16 protein-coding genes are annotated in these 16,042 nt (G+C 63.8%); 6 read left to right on the top strand and 10 right to left on the bottom strand.

Translation table 11 applies throughout. The features are described 5' to 3' along the window. Window positions 1–99: 99 nt before the first annotated feature. The 4 genes from ACFY68_RS05895 (at window position 100) to ACFY68_RS05880 (ending at window position 4,462) form a co-directional block, all read left to right on the top strand. A complete protein-coding gene (locus ACFY68_RS05895) occupies window positions 100–996 on the top strand; it encodes a LysR substrate-binding domain-containing protein (protein ID WP_387524384.1) in 897 nt (298 codons plus the stop codon). A 91-nt stretch (window positions 997–1,087) separates the two neighbouring features. Further along, complete coding sequence (locus tag ACFY68_RS05890; protein WP_387524381.1) at window positions 1,088–1,903, top strand: alpha/beta fold hydrolase; 816 nt, start codon at window positions 1,088–1,090, stop codon at window positions 1,901–1,903. Between the two features lie 147 nt (window positions 1,904–2,050). Further along, window positions 2,051–3,406 carry an MFS family transporter gene (locus tag ACFY68_RS05885; RefSeq protein ID WP_387524658.1) on the top strand — a complete coding sequence of 452 codons (1,356 nt, stop codon included), beginning with the start codon at window positions 2,051–2,053 and terminating at the stop codon, window positions 3,404–3,406. A gap of 12 nt (window positions 3,407–3,418) precedes the next feature. Beyond that, window positions 3,419–4,462, top strand: coding sequence for a hydroxyacid dehydrogenase (locus ACFY68_RS05880; RefSeq protein WP_387524378.1), 1,044 nt, complete (start codon window positions 3,419–3,421; stop codon window positions 4,460–4,462). On the opposite strand, the gene ACFY68_RS05875 is transcribed toward ACFY68_RS05880, so the two are convergent. From ACFY68_RS05875 to ACFY68_RS05830, 10 genes are all read right to left on the bottom strand, one after another. Then, window positions 4,451–5,590: an FUSC family protein gene (locus tag ACFY68_RS05875; RefSeq protein WP_387524375.1), complete on the bottom strand. Its 1,140-nt coding sequence runs from the start codon at window positions 5,588–5,590 to the stop codon at window positions 4,451–4,453. The genes ACFY68_RS05880 and ACFY68_RS05875 overlap by 12 nt on opposite strands. Window positions 5,591–5,676: 86 nt before the next feature. After that, a complete protein-coding gene (locus ACFY68_RS05870; RefSeq protein WP_387524372.1) occupies window positions 5,677–6,237 on the bottom strand; it encodes a TetR/AcrR family transcriptional regulator in 561 nt (186 codons plus the stop codon). A gap of 86 nt (window positions 6,238–6,323) precedes the next feature. Beyond that, complete coding sequence (locus ACFY68_RS05865) at window positions 6,324–7,139, bottom strand: HpcH/HpaI aldolase/citrate lyase family protein (protein ID WP_387524369.1); 816 nt, start codon at window positions 7,137–7,139, stop codon at window positions 6,324–6,326. Then, window positions 7,136–7,978, bottom strand: coding sequence for a MaoC family dehydratase N-terminal domain-containing protein (locus tag ACFY68_RS05860; protein WP_387524366.1), 843 nt, complete (start codon window positions 7,976–7,978; stop codon window positions 7,136–7,138). Before ACFY68_RS05860 ends, ACFY68_RS05865 begins: the two co-directional genes overlap by 4 nt. A 13-nt stretch (window positions 7,979–7,991) precedes the next feature. Continuing rightward, window positions 7,992–8,921 carry an electron transfer flavoprotein subunit alpha/FixB family protein gene (locus tag ACFY68_RS05855; RefSeq protein WP_387524364.1) on the bottom strand — a complete coding sequence of 310 codons (930 nt, stop codon included), beginning with the start codon at window positions 8,919–8,921 and terminating at the stop codon, window positions 7,992–7,994. After that, window positions 8,921–9,670: an electron transfer flavoprotein subunit beta/FixA family protein gene (locus ACFY68_RS05850; RefSeq protein ID WP_387524361.1), complete on the bottom strand. Its 750-nt coding sequence runs from the start codon at window positions 9,668–9,670 to the stop codon at window positions 8,921–8,923. The genes ACFY68_RS05855 and ACFY68_RS05850 overlap by 1 nt, the downstream gene beginning before the upstream one ends. Window positions 9,671–9,700: 30 nt before the next feature. After that, a complete protein-coding gene (locus ACFY68_RS05845; protein WP_387524358.1) occupies window positions 9,701–10,903 on the bottom strand; it encodes a CaiB/BaiF CoA transferase family protein in 1,203 nt (400 codons plus the stop codon). Window positions 10,904–10,959: 56 nt separating this feature from the next. Continuing rightward, window positions 10,960–12,123, bottom strand: coding sequence for an acyl-CoA dehydrogenase family protein (locus tag ACFY68_RS05840; RefSeq protein WP_346613404.1), 1,164 nt, complete (start codon window positions 12,121–12,123; stop codon window positions 10,960–10,962). A 71-nt stretch (window positions 12,124–12,194) separates the two neighbouring features. Continuing rightward, complete coding sequence (locus ACFY68_RS05835; protein ID WP_387524354.1) at window positions 12,195–12,791, bottom strand: thiamine pyrophosphate-dependent enzyme; 597 nt, start codon at window positions 12,789–12,791, stop codon at window positions 12,195–12,197. Further along, on the bottom strand, window positions 12,779–13,309 hold the full coding sequence (locus ACFY68_RS05830) for a thiamine pyrophosphate-binding protein (protein ID WP_346613402.1): 531 nt from the start codon (window positions 13,307–13,309) through the stop codon (window positions 12,779–12,781). The genes ACFY68_RS05835 and ACFY68_RS05830 overlap by 13 nt, the downstream gene beginning before the upstream one ends. A 264-nt stretch (window positions 13,310–13,573) precedes the next feature. On the opposite strand from ACFY68_RS05830, the gene ACFY68_RS05825 reads away from it, so the two are divergent. Next, entirely contained in the window at window positions 13,574–14,497 is a 924-nt protein-coding gene (locus ACFY68_RS05825; protein ID WP_346613401.1) for a LysR substrate-binding domain-containing protein, read from the top strand. Between the two features lie 137 nt (window positions 14,498–14,634). Next, entirely contained in the window at window positions 14,635–16,005 is a 1,371-nt protein-coding gene (locus ACFY68_RS05820; RefSeq protein WP_387524352.1) for an MFS family transporter, read from the top strand. Window positions 16,006–16,042: the final 37 nt, after the last annotated feature.

The raw sequence follows: 16,042 nt of genomic DNA, 5'->3' as shown, positions 1-16,042 counted from the left end.
AACCTCTGTGGTGAAGGAGGCCTGAGTGTCCGACAGCGCATATGATAGGTATATTCCTTATCAAGGATGCTTAACATATGCCCAACCTATGGAACCGCCATGATCAATTTCCGCCTCATCCGCCACCTCTGGCTGTTTCTTGCGGTGGCCGAGGAACGCAACTTCGGCCGCGCAGCCAAGCGCCTGGGCATGACCCAGCCACCGTTGACCGAGCAGATCCAGATTCTCGAGCAGGCGCTCAAGGTCAAGCTGTTCGAGCGCTCCCGGCGCGGCGCGAGCCTGACCCCGGTAGGCGCGGCCATTCTGCCCGCAGTGCGCAAATTCGCCGACCAGCTCGAACGGCTGGAGTTGGCCGTAGAGGAGGCGGTGGCGGGGCACCAAGGCATGCTAACCATCGGCGCCATCTCGTCGGCCATGTTCGACGTACTGCCTGGGGTGATCGAGCGGTTCAAGCACGATCATCCGCAGGTGACGGTGTCGGTGCGTGAAATCGACAGCGTCGAGGCGGTACCCGCGCTGGAGGCAGGCGATATCGACCTGGCGTTCGCCCGGCTCGATGGCGACCTGGGCAAAAGCCTGGAGTGGCGCCCGTTGACTGAAGAGCGGCTGATGGTCGCCTTGCCGACCGAGCACCCCCTCGCCAAGCGCAGCCGCATCGACCTGGCGAGCCTGGCCAGTGAGCCGCTGGTGATGTTCGCCCGCAAGGTCAGCCCGCTGTACTTCGACAACCTGATCGCGACCTGCCGTGCGCATGGTTATTCGCCCCGGGTACTGCACGAAGTGCGCTCGGTGGCTTCGCAAATCGCCTTCGTCAGTTGCGGGCAGGGTATTGCCCTGGTGCCCGCTGCCATGAAAAAGCTCGCGCCTGCCAATGTGGTGATGCGGCCGCTGTCGCAGAAGGTCAGCGTGGTGACCACCACGTACGCCTGGAATACCGCACGGGGCAACCCGTTGGTGGCGGCGTTGGTGGCGCAGTTGGGGGCGGGTAGTCGATAGGTTTGGCGTATGGAAAAGATTGTCGATGAGGAATTTACAGATGGCCGATGACCGTCGAGAGTGAGCCCCCCAACCCAGCAGGAGCTCACCCGTGCCCGAATCGCAATCTTATCGCCAGTGCGTGCTGCCTTTGACGATCGAAGGGGTCAACCTTGAGCTGGCTACTGCGTATCGCCAAGGGCAGGGCGCGCCGATCCTGTTTCTGCATGGCTTCGGCTCGACCAAGGAAGATTACGCCGGCCTGACGCGACAGCCAGCGTTCGCTGGCCGTGGGTTCATTGCGTATGACGCGCCGGGGTGCGGTGAAAGCCGTTGCAGCGACCTGTCGCGGATCGACGTCCCGCTGTTGCTGGCGACCGCGCTCAAGGTACTCGATCATTTCGCCGTCGAGCGCTTTCACCTGGTGGGGCACTCGATGGGCGGCCTGACAGCGCTGCTGCTCGCCGATCACTGCCCCGAGCGCGTGATCAGCTTCGTCGACATCGAAGGCAACATCGCCCCGGAGGATTGCTTCCTCAGCCGCCAGATTTTCGACTACCCGGCTGAGCAACCCGGGGCATTCTTCGATGCCTTCATCGGGCGCACCCGCCACAGCAGCGACCCGGCCAGTGCGCTGTACGCTGCCAGCCTGCCGTACAAGGTGCGGGCCGAGGCGGTAAGGGGCATTTTCACCTCGATGGTGCGGCTGTCCGACCAAGGCGAGCTGATGGCCCGGTTTCTCGGCCTGCCGTGCCCGCGCCTGTTCATGTACGGCGAGCAGAACAGCCACCTGTCTTACCTCGCGGATATCCAAGCCAAGGGCGTCGAACTGGCCAGCATCCCTGGGTGCGGGCACTTCCCGATGTATTCCAACCCCATCGAAATGTGGCGCCGGATCGCGGATTTTCACGCCCGGCATTGCGCCTGAACGGTCACCGGCGCCTGGGCAACTTAGCCATGCCGGGCAGGCATAACTGATAGACGCCCGGCAGGCCTTCCGCGAAAACGGCGCTGTGCAAAGCTGTAGCCGAGTCGGTAAAACAATAACAACAAGGGTACTAACATGAATGCAGACATGGGCACGGCCCGTCCGTTGACGCGCAAAGAGCGCACCACCGCCATCGTCGGCGTGTGTTCCGGCAACCTGGTGGAGTGGTACGACTTCTTCATCTACGCCTACACCTCGATCTACTTCGCTTCGCTGTTCTTCCCGGCAGGTGACCAGACCAGCCAACTGCTGGCCACGGCTGGCATCTTTGCGGTGGGCTTTTTCATGCGCCCGCTGGGCGGCTGGATCTTTGGCTACATCGCCGATACCCGTGGGCGCAAGATTTCCATGATCATCTCGGTGTTCATGATGTGCGGCGGCTCGCTGATGATCGCGATCATGCCCACTTACGCATCCATCGGCGTCGCCGCACCGGTGTTGCTGGTGGTGGCGCGGCTGATGCAGGGGCTGTCGGTCGGTGCCGAGTATGGCACCGGGGCCACCTACATCAGTGAGGTGTCCAGGGCAGGGCGGCGTTCGTTCTATGGCTCCTTCCAGTACATGACCATCATTGCCGGGCAACTGCTGGCCTTGCTCACCGTGGCCGTGCTGCAGCTGGTGCTTTCCGAACAGGACCTCAAGGCCTGGGGCTGGCGCGTGCCGTTCCTGATCGGTGCATTGGCCTCTGTCGTGGTGGTGTACCTGCGCCGGACCATGCGTGAGACGGCCACCGAGCAAGACATGAAGCGCAAGGAGGCCGGCTCGATCAAGGCGTTGCTGCAACACAAGCGCGCCGTGTTGCTGACCTTCACCATCACCATCGGTTGCTCGTTGTACTTCTACACCTTCACGGCCTACATGCAGAAGTTTCTGGTGGTCAGCGTCGGCATGCCTGCACCGACGGTAAGCATCATCATGGCATCGGCACTGGTGATCTTCATGCTCTGCCAGCCGGTCTTCGGCCTGCTCGCCGACAAGATCGGCGTGCGCCGCAACATGATCATCTTCGGCGTGCTGTCGACCTGCCTGGTCATCCCGCTGCTGACCGCCATCAAGTCGGTGCACAGCCCGCTGGCTGCGTTCGCGCTGGTAGTGGGCGGGCTGCTCATCGCAGCGTTCTATACCCCGGTGACCGGCGTGCTCAAGGCCGACTTCTACCCGCCGACCGTACGCGCGCTGGGGGTAGGCCTGCCTTATGCCGTGGGCGCGGCGTTGTTCGGTGGCTCGGCCGAATACGTGGCACTGACCTTCCGCTCACTGGGCGTGGAGCATTACTTCTACCTGTACGTGGCCGCTATCGGCGCCATTACCTTGGTTTCCGCACTGCTGATGCCCGACTTGCGCCAGCACGGCTACCTGGATGGCGACGGCAAGGTCGAGGAAAACATCGGCGTGCGCAAGTTCTTGGGGCGCAAGCCGTTGCCTAGCCACGTCAGCCACTGAGGGGCCGGCCAGATGAACTTGAATTCAAAGAAGGTCATGCGTTTCGACGTTTGGTACCACCCAGTAATGGCGCAGACCTTGGCCATGACGCCAGGGGTCGAATTGACCACCGTGGCCCGTGACGAGAGCCCCGAGGTGATCTTGCGGGCACTGCGCAGCAGCCATGTGTATCAGGTGCCCTCGGCCCGTGATGAGCTGCCCCCGGCCTGGCACGTGACTGCGCCCCTGTTGAGCCAGTTGCCGAACCTGTTGTGCGTATCCACCAACGGCGCCGGTTATGACACGGTCGACATTGCCGCGTGCAGCCGGGCCGGTGTGCTGGTGGTCAACCAGTCTGGCGCCAATGCCCAGTCGGTGGCGGAGGCGGCCATCGGCCTCATGCTCGATTGCGCCCGGCGTATCAGCGAGTCGGACCGGCGCTTGCGCTCGACAAGGGGCTTCGCCCGTGAAGATTTGATGGGGGCAGAACTGTACGAGAAGACGCTGGGCGTCGTCGGCCTGGGGCAAATCGGAACCCGGGTAGCGCGCATTGCGCAAGCACTGGGGATGCAGGTAATCGCCCATGATCCGCTGCTGGAGCCCGAACAGATCACCGCCAAGGGAGCCCGGCCGTGTTCGCTGGATGAGCTGCTTCAGCAAAGCCACGTGGTTTCGCTGCACTGCCCGAGAACACCGGCGACCCTGAACCTGATGGACGCGGCTGCTTTTGCGCGGATGCGCCAAGGCGCCATCTTCATCAACACGGCCCGCGGTGGGCTGCACGATGAAGCCGCCCTGCATGGCGCGCTCGCCCGCGGCCATCTGGGCGGCGCCGGCCTCGACGTCTGGGACGAAGAACCACCCGCACTCGATCACCCGTTGCTTGCGCTGAAGAATGTTGTAGGCCTTTACCACACCGCCGGGGTCACCGCTGAGGCTCGGTGGCGGATGGGGCACTGGGCAGCGCAGCAGATCCTCCAGGTACTGAACGCCGAGCCCGGGCCACGCATGGTCAACCCAGAGGTGTTCCCGGTGTATCTGGAGCGGTTACGGGCCAGCGCCCCCTCAATCGCCTGACGGTGTGTGCTGATCGACCGGCGTGCGCTGGCGGACGAACAGGTTCGCCAGGCGCACGACGCCGATCAGGACAAACCCTGCAACCACACCTTCCAGGCGTATCCAGCCGGGTTCCGGGCTGGCATGCGCGTAGGTGTCGGGCACCATCACCACCAGGTACACCAAGGCGAATTGGGTGCCGGCATAGGCAAAAGCGCGGTTGCTGTTTTCGATATGCCGGCCCAGCAGCACCCCGATGCACATTATCAAGGTCATGGCGAGCCAGTTCGAACCCAGCAACGCCAGGGCCAGCCCCGCGCAGGCGGCACCTGCCGCGCAGCCGACCAGCCGGTGGATATTGCGCAGGGTTACGGTTTTGCTGCCCGGCACCAACGCCGCCGGCGGCACCATCATCACCGCCATGACGGTGATGGCGGCCTGGCTCAGCCCCTCGATCGCCAGCCAGTGGCCGAGCAAGGGTATCAGTGCCAGGGCCAAACCTGCTTGCAGCACGTGCACCAGCATGCTGCGGGTTATCTGCGCCGGCACAGCGCCCTTGGCCAGGCTGGCGTGCGCACTGACACCGGGCAAGGCGCGCCTTACGGTGCGGCCCGAAAGCATGGCCACGAACCAGCACGCCAGGGTGCCGCAGGCGACTTCCTCGACCCGCGTGCGGGCGAAGTACAGCACGCCGTCGGCGCTGCCTGCCTGCAGGCTGGCGAGGGCGACCATGGCGAATGTCAGCCCGGCGAACAGCCAGGCATAGCCATGCGCGTAGCGGATGGCACACAGAAGGGTGGCAGCGCCGACCAGGCCGATCACCGGCCCCAGCCAATGCCCGGGCAAACCTGCATGGGTTGCCAGCAGCGCAGCGGCCATGGCGCCGGCAGCGGTGCCGATGATTCTCAGCCCACCGCGGTACACGCTGTCGTGCAGGCTCGAGCGCATGACCATGTAGCCGCTGAACGCCGCCCAGCCGACATTGGCCACGCCCAGGTAATGCGCCATGGCGATGGCCAGCAGCACCGAGAGCAGGGTTTCGGCCTCGTCCAGCAGGCGCTGGGGCAAACGTTTCGGGGCAATGAATTCGGCGCGGATGCCCTGGCAGAAGGCTGCCAGGCTACGCCAGGGGGAGCTGTGATCGGACATTGTGTGACGTGAACCTGTTCGACGGCATGGCAAGGTGCGCCATAGGCCCCTGAGCACAGGATAGGCCAGCCTCGGTAACCACAGGTTTAAACGGGGCAGGGTTGCAGCAGGGCGCGACACATCGCCAGCACGCGTGCTTCGACCCAGGCTTCATCGCAGTGGCCCAGTTCATGGCGCATGCCGTCGGCGGCGTCGATGACCGTGAGCATCGCCAGACAGGTGCGCTGGGTATCAGGCAGGCGCGGTTGTGCGGCCTGGACGATGTGCGTCAGCGGCAGGCTCAACCGCCCCAGCGCCTGGTCCAGCCACCGGCGCTGCCGGCCGTCCAGGTGCCGTGCCTCGTGGCGCAGCAGCATAGATTCGTGAGGGTGGCTGCGCTGGCGCCTGAGCATGAAGCGGACGAACCCGTTCAGGTCATTGGCGTAGGCGCCGTTGTGCCAGGCGTTTATCCGCCGTTCGACCACATCGAGCAGCACGTTCAGCAACAGGTCCTGCTTGCAGGCGACGTGGTGATAGAGGCTGCCGGGCAGCAACCCGACCCGGCTGGCCAGCTGGCGCATGCTCATGGCGACGTAGCCGGACTCCGCCATCAATTGTGCTGCCGCCTGCAACAGGGATGCAGGGCACTGTTTCAACGCTTCAGCCATCGATGGGGCCTCCCCAGGGCGCCCCCGGTACAGGCCGCCGCTGCGCGTCAGAACAGTGGGGCGTGCCTGTACCGTGGGCATGTCAGTCAATCTGCGTGCAGCAGCAGCGCGCGGGCGCGCAGGATCACCGGGGCATCGACCATCTGCCCGTCCAGGGTAAACACGCCGGCGCCGCTTTCGGCCTGGGCGACCACACGCCGCGCCCAGTCCAGTTCGGCTTCGGCAGGCTTGAGCGCGGCGTGAATGATCGCGACCTGGCTCGGGTGGATGCACAAGGCGCCGCCAAAGCCCATGTCGCGGGCGAACTGCACGTGGCGCTGCAGCCCGGCGGTGTCCTGGATGGCGGGGTATACGCCGTCCAGCGGTGCGGCCAGCCCGGCAACGCGGCTGTGCAGCAGCACGGCATAACGGGCATGCCCCAGCACCTGTTCTGCCGCTTCACTGCCCGTGGCCAGGCCCAGGTCCAGCCCCAGGTCGAGGCTGCCGAACGACAGGCGATCAACACCTGGCGAGCTGGCCAGCGAGGGCAGGGCAGTAAGGCCTTTGGCACTTTCGATGATCGGCCATACCGGTTTGCCGGTGGCATGGGCCTGCGCAATCTGCTCGCAGGTTTCGGCCTTGGGCAACAGGATGCCGACAACCCCAGGCTGGCGCTGGCACAGCCCAAGGTCCGCTTCATGCGCCCAGTGCCCCGGTGCGTTTACCCGCACCAGCACGCTGGCGCCCGGTTGCGCGCTGAGAAACTGCTCCAGGTTATCGCGCGCCTGCTCCTTGAGCGCCTCTTCGACCGCATCTTCCAGGTCGACGATGACCCGGTCGGCGCCACTGGCCAACGCCTTGGGGATGCGCTCCGGGCGGCTGGCGGGAACGAACAGTGCGCTGCGAACGGTTGCCGGGTTCATGCTTGGCCCCCTTGCGTGAATTCGACTTCGCCCACCTGCGCCTGGCCCGCGGCATTGCCAGCCCAGAGCTGCGCCGCGCCATCGCCCAGCAGGCGGCCGCCGACTTCGAAGGCGTCGGGGCAGATCAACGGCCGCACCCCACGGAAGCTGAAGCGGCGCACCTGTGCGTGCGGGTGGGCCTGGACGAACGCGCGCAGGTTCAAGGTCGCGATCAAGGGGCCATGCACCACCAGGCCTGGGTAGCCCTCGGTTTCGGTGACATAGGGCCAGTCGTAGTGGATACGGTGGCCGTTGAAGGTCACGGCCGAATAGCGGAACAGCAGCGTCGGGGTCGGTTGCACAGCCTGCTGCCACTCGCCTTGCGGCAGTGGGTCGGTACCGCTCAACTTGGGCGGCGTGGGCTCGCGGTAGACGATGTCCTGCTCTTCGACCAGTGCGCATTGGCCGTCCTGCACGTACTCATGCTGCACCGTGACGAACAGCAACGAGCCGGTGCGGCCGTGCTTTTCCTGCACATCCAGAATGGTCGAACGGCGCGTCACCTGGGCGTCGACGCGCAGCGGCTGGTTGAACGTCAGGCGGCCGCCGGCCCACATCCGGTTGCGGTTGTCGGCGGGCGGCAGGAAGCCGCCACGGGCGGGGTGGCCGTCGGCCCCAAGCCCAGGCTCGCCGACCGGTTCCTGAAAGAACGCCCAGTGCCACAGCAGGGGCAGGGCGTCGCCGGGGGCTGGGGTTGGCTCGTTGAGCGTCGCGGCCAGGCGCTTCACCAGGTTGTGGCTGATGTGGTCGTGGCTGGTCTCGCTGCGGCCCACCCAGTTCTGCAATGCATCTGTAGCCATGATCGTTATCCTTTTAAAGGGCAGCGGTGAGTTCCGGAACGAGTTCGAACAAATCACCCACCAGGCCGTAATCAGCTACCTGGAAGATCGGCGCTTCTTCATCCTTGTTGATCGCAACGATCACCTTGGAGTCTTTCATGCCGGCCAGGTGCTGGATGGCGCCGGAAATACCCACGGCGATGTACAACTGCGGCGCAACGATCTTGCCGGTCTGGCCCACTTGCATGTCGTTGGGCACGAAGCCTGCGTCCACCGCCGCGCGCGAAGCACCGACCGCCGCGCCGAGCTTGTCGGCCAGGCTGTACAGGTGCTTGAAGTTGTCACCGTTGCCCAGGCCCCGGCCGCCGGACACCACAACCTTGGCAGCGGTCAGCTCCGGGCGCTCTGAAGTGGCCAGTTGCTCGTCGACGACGCGTGACAGCCGTGCATCCGTGGCGCCCGCCAGTGCTTCGATCACTGCACCGCCGCCGCTGGCCGGCACGGCATCGAAACCGGTGCTGCGCACTGTGATGACCTTGACCGGCGCGCTCGATTGCACGGTCGCGATGGCGTTACCGGCATAGATCGGGCGCTTGAAGGTGTCGCTGGACTCGACCGCAATGATCTCGGAAATCTGGTCCACATCCAGCAATGCCGCAACCCTGGGCAGGGTGTTTTTGCCGTTGCTGGTGGCGGGCGCGAGGACGTGACTGAAGTCGCGGCCAAGGTTAGCGACCAGGGGCGCGAGGTTTTCCGGTAATTGATGCGCGTAGGCGGCATGGTCGGCGACCAGCACTTTGCTGACGCCGGCAACCTCGGCAGCGGCGAACGCCACCCCTGCCACATCATGGCCGGCCACCAGCACGACGATTTCACCGCCGATCTGCTGCGCCGCTGCCAGGGTGTTGAGCGTGGCGGCGGCCAGCGAATGGTTGTCGTGTTCTGCTACTACCAAAATAGCCATCAGATTACCTTCGCCTCGTTTTTCAGTTTCTCGACCAGCTCAGCCACTGACTTGACCATGATGCCCGCGCTACGGGCCGCAGGCGCTTCGACTTTCAGGGTTTTGTTGGTGGAGGCGAGCGATACCCCCAGCGCGTCCGGAGTCACAGTTTCCAGCGGCTTTTTCTTGGCCTTCATGATGTTGGGCAGCGACGCATAGCGCGGTTCGTTCAGGCGCAGGTCGGTGGTGACGATAGCCGGCAGGTTCAGGGCAACGGTCTGCAGGCCGCCGTCGATTTCACGGGTGACGTTCAGCGTGTCGCCCGCCACGGTGACCTTGGAGGCGAAGGTGCCCTGGGCGTAGCCGGTCAGCGCGGCCAGCATCTGGCCGGTCTGGTTGTTGTCACTGTCGATGGCCTGCTTGCCGAGGATCACCAGCTGTGGCTGCTCTGTGTCGACAACCGCTTTCAGCGCCTTGGCCACGGCCAGCGAATTCAGCTCATCGGCGGCTTCGACCAGAATGGCACGATCGGCACCCAGTGCCAGCGCGGTACGCAGCTGCTCCTGGGCCGTGGTCGGGCCCACGGAGACGACCACGATCTCGCTCACCACACCTTGCTCTTTCAGGCGTACGGCTTCTTCCACGGCGATTTCGCAGAAGGGGTTGATGGACATCTTGACGTTAGCCAGGTCGACGCCGGAGTTGTCCGCCTTGACGCGAACCTTGACGTTGTAATCGACCACACGTTTGATAGCGACCAGCACTTTCATAAGCAGTAGTTCTCTTTTGAAAAAGAGGGGTCAGATGACCCCTGAAGCGCGCAGCTGTTGGATACGTTGCCCAGGCAGGCCCAGTTCGGCCAGGATGGCTTCGCTGTGTTCGCCCAGGGCGGGCACTGGGTCCATGCGCGGGCTGTAGGCATTGCTGGTGGCGGGCGGTAGCAGGCTGGGTACGCTGCCGGCGGCTGTGCCGATCTGCCGCCAGCGCTCGCGCGCCTTCAGTTGTGGGTGCTGCCACACGCCTTGCATGTCGTTGACCTTGGCGTTGGCGATGCTTGCCTGGTCCAGGCGCTGGATGACGGTGTCGAAGTCCAGCGCAGCGAATGCCTGCACAATCAGTGCACGCAAGGCATCGCGGTTGGCCACACGCTTGAAATTGGCGGCGAAGCGGTCGTCGCTGGCCAGCTCCGGCTGCAGCAATACCTGCTCGCAAAACAGTTGCCACTCGCGTTCGTTCTGCAACCCGAGCATGACCGTGCTGCCATCACCGATCGGGAACGGCCCGTAGGGGTAAATGGTGGCGTGGGCGGCGCCGGCGCGTGGTGGCGGCGGCGCGCCTTGGTAGGCGTAGTACAGCGGATAGTTCATCCATTCGACCAGGGCTTCGAGCATGGACACCTCGACCTGGCTGCCGACCCCGGTCTTCTCGCGCAGCAATACCGCCGAGAGGATGCCGGTGTAGGCGTACATGCCCGCAGCAATGTCTGCGATGGAGTTGCCCGCCTTGGCCATGTACTCATCGCCTGGGCCGCCGGTTACCGACAGAAACCCGCCCTCGCTCTGGATCAGCAGGTCATAGGCCTTTTTCTGCTCGTAAGGCCCACCGCTGCCGTAGCCGGAGATATCGCACACGATCAGCCTGGGGAACCGCGCATGCAGCGCCTCGAAACTCAAGCCCAGGCGCGCCGCGGCCCCAGGCGCCAGGTTCTGTACCAGTACATCGGCCTGCTCGAGCAATTGCTCAAGGATGTCGCCGGCGATGTCCTGCTTCAGGTCCAGCGCCAGGCTTTCTTTCGAGCGGTTGGTCCAGACGAAGTGCGAGGCGAGGCCGTTGACCCGTTGGTCGTAGCCGCGGGCGAAGTCGCCGCTGCCGGGGCGTTCGACCTTGATCACGCGTGCGCCGAGGTCGGCCAATTGGCGGGTGCAGAAGGGCGCTGCAATGGCGTGTTCGAGGCTGATGACGGTGATGCCGTCGAGTGGGCGGGTGGCCGTGGGCTGGCTCATGATTATTATCTCTCCTGGCAAAGACACCCCTCACCGTGGGCAAGGGGAATTGCGGATCAGAACGAGCGTGGCAGCTCCAGCAGGTGTTCGGCCACGTACGACAGGATCAGGTTGGTAGAGATCGGCGCCACCTGGTACAGGCGGGTCTCGCGGAATTTGCGCTCGACGTCGTATTCGTTGGCAAAGCCGAAGCCACCGTGGGTTTGCAGGCAGGCGTTGGCGGCTTCCCAGCTGGCCTTGGCCGCCAGGTACTTGGCCATGTTCGCAGCGGCACCGGCATTGCGGCCGCTGTCGTATTCCTCGCAGGCACGCCAGCGCATCAGGTCGGCTGCCTCGATCTCGATGTGGGCTTCGGCGATGGGGAACTGCACGCCTTGGTTCTGGCCGATCGGGCGGCCGAACACCACGCGGTCGCGGGCGTATTGGCTGGCTTTTTCGACGAACCAGCGACCGTCACCGATGCACTCGGCGGCGATCAGCGTGCGTTCGGCATTGAGCCCGTCGAGGATGTAGCGGAAGCCTTTGCCTTCTTCGCCGATCAGGCTGCTGGCAGGGATTTCGAGGTTGTCGAAGAACAGTTCGTTGGTTTCGTGGTTGACCAGGTTGGCAATCGGTTGCACGGTCATGCCGTTGCCGATGGCCTCGCGCAGGTCGACCAGGAAGATCGACATGCCTTCGGACTTTTTCTTCACCTCGGCCAGCGGCGTGGTGCGCGCCAGCAGGATCATCAGGTCGGAGTGCTGAACGCGGGAGATCCACACCTTCTGCCCGTTGATCACATACTTGTCGCCCTTGCGCACGGCGGTGGTCTTGATCTTGGTGGTGTCGGTACCGGTGGTTGGCTCGGTCACACCCATCGACTGCAGGCGCAGTTCGCCACTGGCGAGCTTGGGCAGGTAGTAGCTTTTCTGTTCCTCGCTGCCGTTACGCAGCAGGGTGAACATGTTGTACATCTGGCCATGGATGGTGCCGGAGTTGCCGCCACAGGCGTTCACTTCTTCCAGAATCACCGACGCTTCGGCCAGGCCCAGGCCCGAGCCGCCGAATTGCTCGGGGATCATCGCCGACAGCCAGCCTGCGTCGGTCATGGCTTTGACGAAGGCTTCAGGGAAGCCTTTCTGTTCGTCGATCTTGCGCCAGTATTCGGCCGGGAAATCGGCGCACAGGGCGCGCACGCCCTCGCGGATGGCCGTCAGTTCTTCGTGGTTGGTTGCAGTCATAACGTTCTCCAGGGTGGGCAGGGCCGGCTGCCTTGGCGTGGTTCGGCAACCGGCCCCACCCGCAAACGGGGTCAAAGCGGCTGGAAGCCCAGGGCCGCGCGCAAGCGGTTCTTGATGTAGTGGCCGTCGCGTGGCGGCAACACCCGGGGCGGGTTTTCGGCCTTGATCTTGACGGTCGCAAGCTTCACGCCTTCGCGGCTGGCAAAGCGTTCGCGCAGGTCATGCACACCTTCCATTTCGCGGATTTCACGGGTCCAGCCGAAGCCGCAGGTTTGCGCCACCTGGTCAAGCTTGATGCCGAAGCCGGCATGGCTGACCTGCATGCCGGTTTCGCCGAAGTGGCCGTTGTCCAGCACCACGATGGTGAGGTTGGCGGGTTTCTGCAAAGCGACCGTGGCCAGGGCACCAAAGCCCATCAGCAACTCGCCGTCACCGGTGATGACCACCACCGATTTGCCCGGCTGGGCGTTGGCCAGCCCAAGGCCGACGGTGATCGCGCTGCCCATGGCGGCCCACAGGTAGTAGTTGCCGTCATGGTCACCGGCGGCCATCACGTCGTAGGAGGCCGAGCCGAGGCCGGTTACCACCAGCAGGTCCTGGCGATCGGCGAGCAGGGTGCGTACCACTTCGCGGCGGCACAGGGTGTGGTTGGCGCTTACTTGACCCATTTCTTTTCTCCGATCAGGCGCTGGCCGAGCAGCAGGGCAGTGGCGCAATCACCGTTGAAGGCCATGGTGGCAGCGCCATGCAGCAGCGGTGCGACGTCTTCCGGCACGTCGGCGCGCCAGGTCATCACCTTCATCAGTTGCAGCGAGGCTTCGGTGGCCTGGCCCATCGGGTTCTGCCAGGCATTGAACTCTGCCCAGTCGCCACGCATGGTCACCACCATCAGCAGCGGGAAGCCTGCGCAGTTCTGCAACGCCAGCGTGTTGATGCAGTTGCCCACGCCGCTGGACTGCATCAGCAGCGCGCCGCGCTCACCGCCAAGCCAGGCGCCGGCCAGGTAGCCGATGCCTTCTTCTTCTGTGGTCAGGACAACCGCTTTGATATCAGGGTCTGCATAGGACATGCGGATGGCGGCCGAGTGGCCGGCATCGGGCACGAACACCACGTGTTTGACGTCGTGGGCCTTGAGCACGCGGAACACGTCCTCTTGCCAGTGCTGTTCTGCTTCTTGCGATGACATGGGTATCTCCAGGGCATGCTGCTTTTGTTTTCCCACATCATGGGGTGAGACAGCCCCAAGGACGACTACCGTTTTTTTCTTTGAGATATGCCGATTGGGCATAGCTACGGGGCGCAAGGTGCACGCACAAACCGCTACCGCTTGTCACGTCGTGCAGCCATCTAGCTGATATGCCCAATTGCTATAGCTGTTGGATGAGCCGGTGTTTAGACTGAGGCGTAACCTTAGGCTCAGGCCCTTTACTGCCGTTTGTGGTGATCATCGATGGACGTCGTGCAACTCAAGACCCTGATCCATGTGGCCGAGCTGGGCAGCCTGAGCAAGGCGTCCGACCGCCTGCACGTGGCGCAGCCCGCACTCAGCCGGCAGATACGCCAGCTGGAGAAAGAACTGGGCGTGTATTTGTTCGAGCGCCATGGCCGTGGCATGGAAATCACCGAAGCTGGCCTTGAGGTGCTCGAGCACGCCACGCGCATCATGGATGAGCTCGAGGCCATTCGTGCGTCGGTGGCAGGCGGGCGCGCGGCGTTCCGCGGCATGGTGGCCGTGGGTACTACGCCGACCATTGCCGAAATCGTCACCGTGCCATTGGTCAAACGCATCCGCGATACCCACCCCGACTTGTCCATCAGGTTCTCGTCTGCCTTCAGTGGCTATCTTCTGGATTGGCTGCAACGCGGTGAACTGGAGCTGGCGATTTCCTACGACCCGCAACCGTTGCACACCTTGCGGATCGAGCCGGTGATGATGGAGAACCTGGTACTGGTGGGGCCACCGGAGGCTGGCCTCGACTGGAACAGCGCCGTGCCCTTTGCCGTGCTGGCCGATGAGCAACTGGTGCTACCCAGCCCGCGCCACGGCTTGCGCAAGATCATGGACCAGTGCGCCCTGGAGCGGGGCTTCAAGCTCACCACCAGCGTGGAGGCCGACTCGTTTGGCGCGATGATCGACCTGGTACGCAACGGCTTCGGGTTTACCGCGCTGCCGCTGGCGTCCATCTATGCACATCTGAAGCAGGGCACGCTGTGCGCTGCCCCGTTGATCGACCCCACCCCCATGCGCAAGCTGGTGCTGGTTTCGCCGGCAGATCGCCACGTCAGCCCGGCCACGCGCTATGTTGGGCAGACCTTCGTCGACATCGCCTCCGAGCTGGTCGACCAAGGCATCTGGGCGGGGCACATGCTCTGAGTAGCTATTCAATCACGGCATAACTGCTAGAGGGATGGTGGTCTGGCAGCCCCGTGGTAGAGCGCGTAGCGTGGTTTGGGACTAAAAGCCAGCGCCCTTGACTGGCTTGAAAAATAATAAATCCCAAAAGGTGCCTCATGCACACCCACAACAATAATGCTGCTGTTTCGCCGGCTATCGGCACCCTCACCAACCGGCAACGTATCCGCGCCATCCTCGGGGCCTGCTCCGGCAACCTGGTGGAGTGGTACGACTTTTTCATCTACGCCTATACCTCTATCTACTTTGCCGCGTTGTTCTTCCCCCAGGGTGACCAGACCACGCAACTGTTGGCCACCGCTGGTATCTTCGCCGTCGGTTTTTTCATGCGCCCGCTGGGCGGGTGGATTTTCGGTTACCTGGCCGACACCCGTGGCCGCCGGTTCTCGATGATCCTCTCGGTGTTTCTGATGTGCGGCGGGTCGCTGATGATCGCGGTGCTGCCCACCTATGAAAGCGTCGGCATGGCAGCCCCTGTGTTGCTGCTGATTGCCCGCCTGATGCAGGGGCTTTCGGTCGGCGCCGAATATGGCACCGGCGCCACCTACATCAGCGAAGTGTCCAGGCCAGGCAAGCGCTGCTTCTTTGGCTCATTCCAGTACTTCACGATCATCGCAGGCCAACTGCTGGCCTTGCTGACGGTGGTGGTGCTGCAGAACGTGCTGGCGCTGGAAGACCTGAAAGCCTGGGGCTGGCGGATCCCGTTCCTGATCGGCGCGGTGAGCGCGCTGGTGGTCGTCTACCTGCGCCGCTCGATGCTCGAAACCGCCCATGTGCAAGGTGACAAGCATAAGGAAGCGGGCTCGATCAAAGCCCTGCTGCGGCACAAGAAAGCCATTGTGCTGACCCTGGCGATCACTGCCGGCTGCTCGCTGCACTTCTACACGTTTTCGACCTACATGCAGAAGTACCTGGTGGTCTCGGCAGGCTTCGATCCTTCTACCGTGAGTTTCATCATGACGGCGGCGCTGGTGGTGTTCATGTGCCTGCAGCCGGTGTTTGGCATGCTGGCCGACAAGATCGGCTCAAGGAACAGCATGATTGCTTTCGGTTTGCTCTCCAGCATTTTCATCGTGCCTTTGCTGTCGGGGTTGAAGAATGTCAGCAACCCGTATGAGGCGTTTGCACTGGTGATGGGCGGCTTGTTGATTGCGGCGTTCTACACGCCGGTCACCGGCGTGCTGAAGGCCGACCTGTACCCGGCGACGGTCCGCGCGTTGGGCGTGGGTTTGCCGTATGCCTTGGGCAATGCGCTGTGTGGTGGTACCGCCGAGTATGTGGCGTTGTTGCTGCGTGGGGCAGGGGTGGAGTCGGTGTTCTATTACTACGTTGCCGCCATGAGTGCGATCACGCTGCTGGCGGCGGTGCTCATGCCGGACCTGCGTAAACATGGGTATCTGGACGGCGCGGGCACGGTGGAGGAGAACACCGGCTTGCGTGGGGGTGTTGCGTACTCGGATGCCCGGTGAGTGTTTGCAGGGCGGCCGCAGCGGGCCGCTCTGCCTT

Origin of the sequence: Pseudomonas sp. NPDC012596 (genome assembly GCF_042902325.1) — a bacterium.
Lineage (GTDB): Bacteria > Pseudomonadota > Gammaproteobacteria > Pseudomonadales > Pseudomonadaceae > Aquipseudomonas.
The sequence above is the reverse complement of the archived record's forward strand: the minus strand, read 5'-3'. Positions and strand labels throughout refer to the sequence as shown.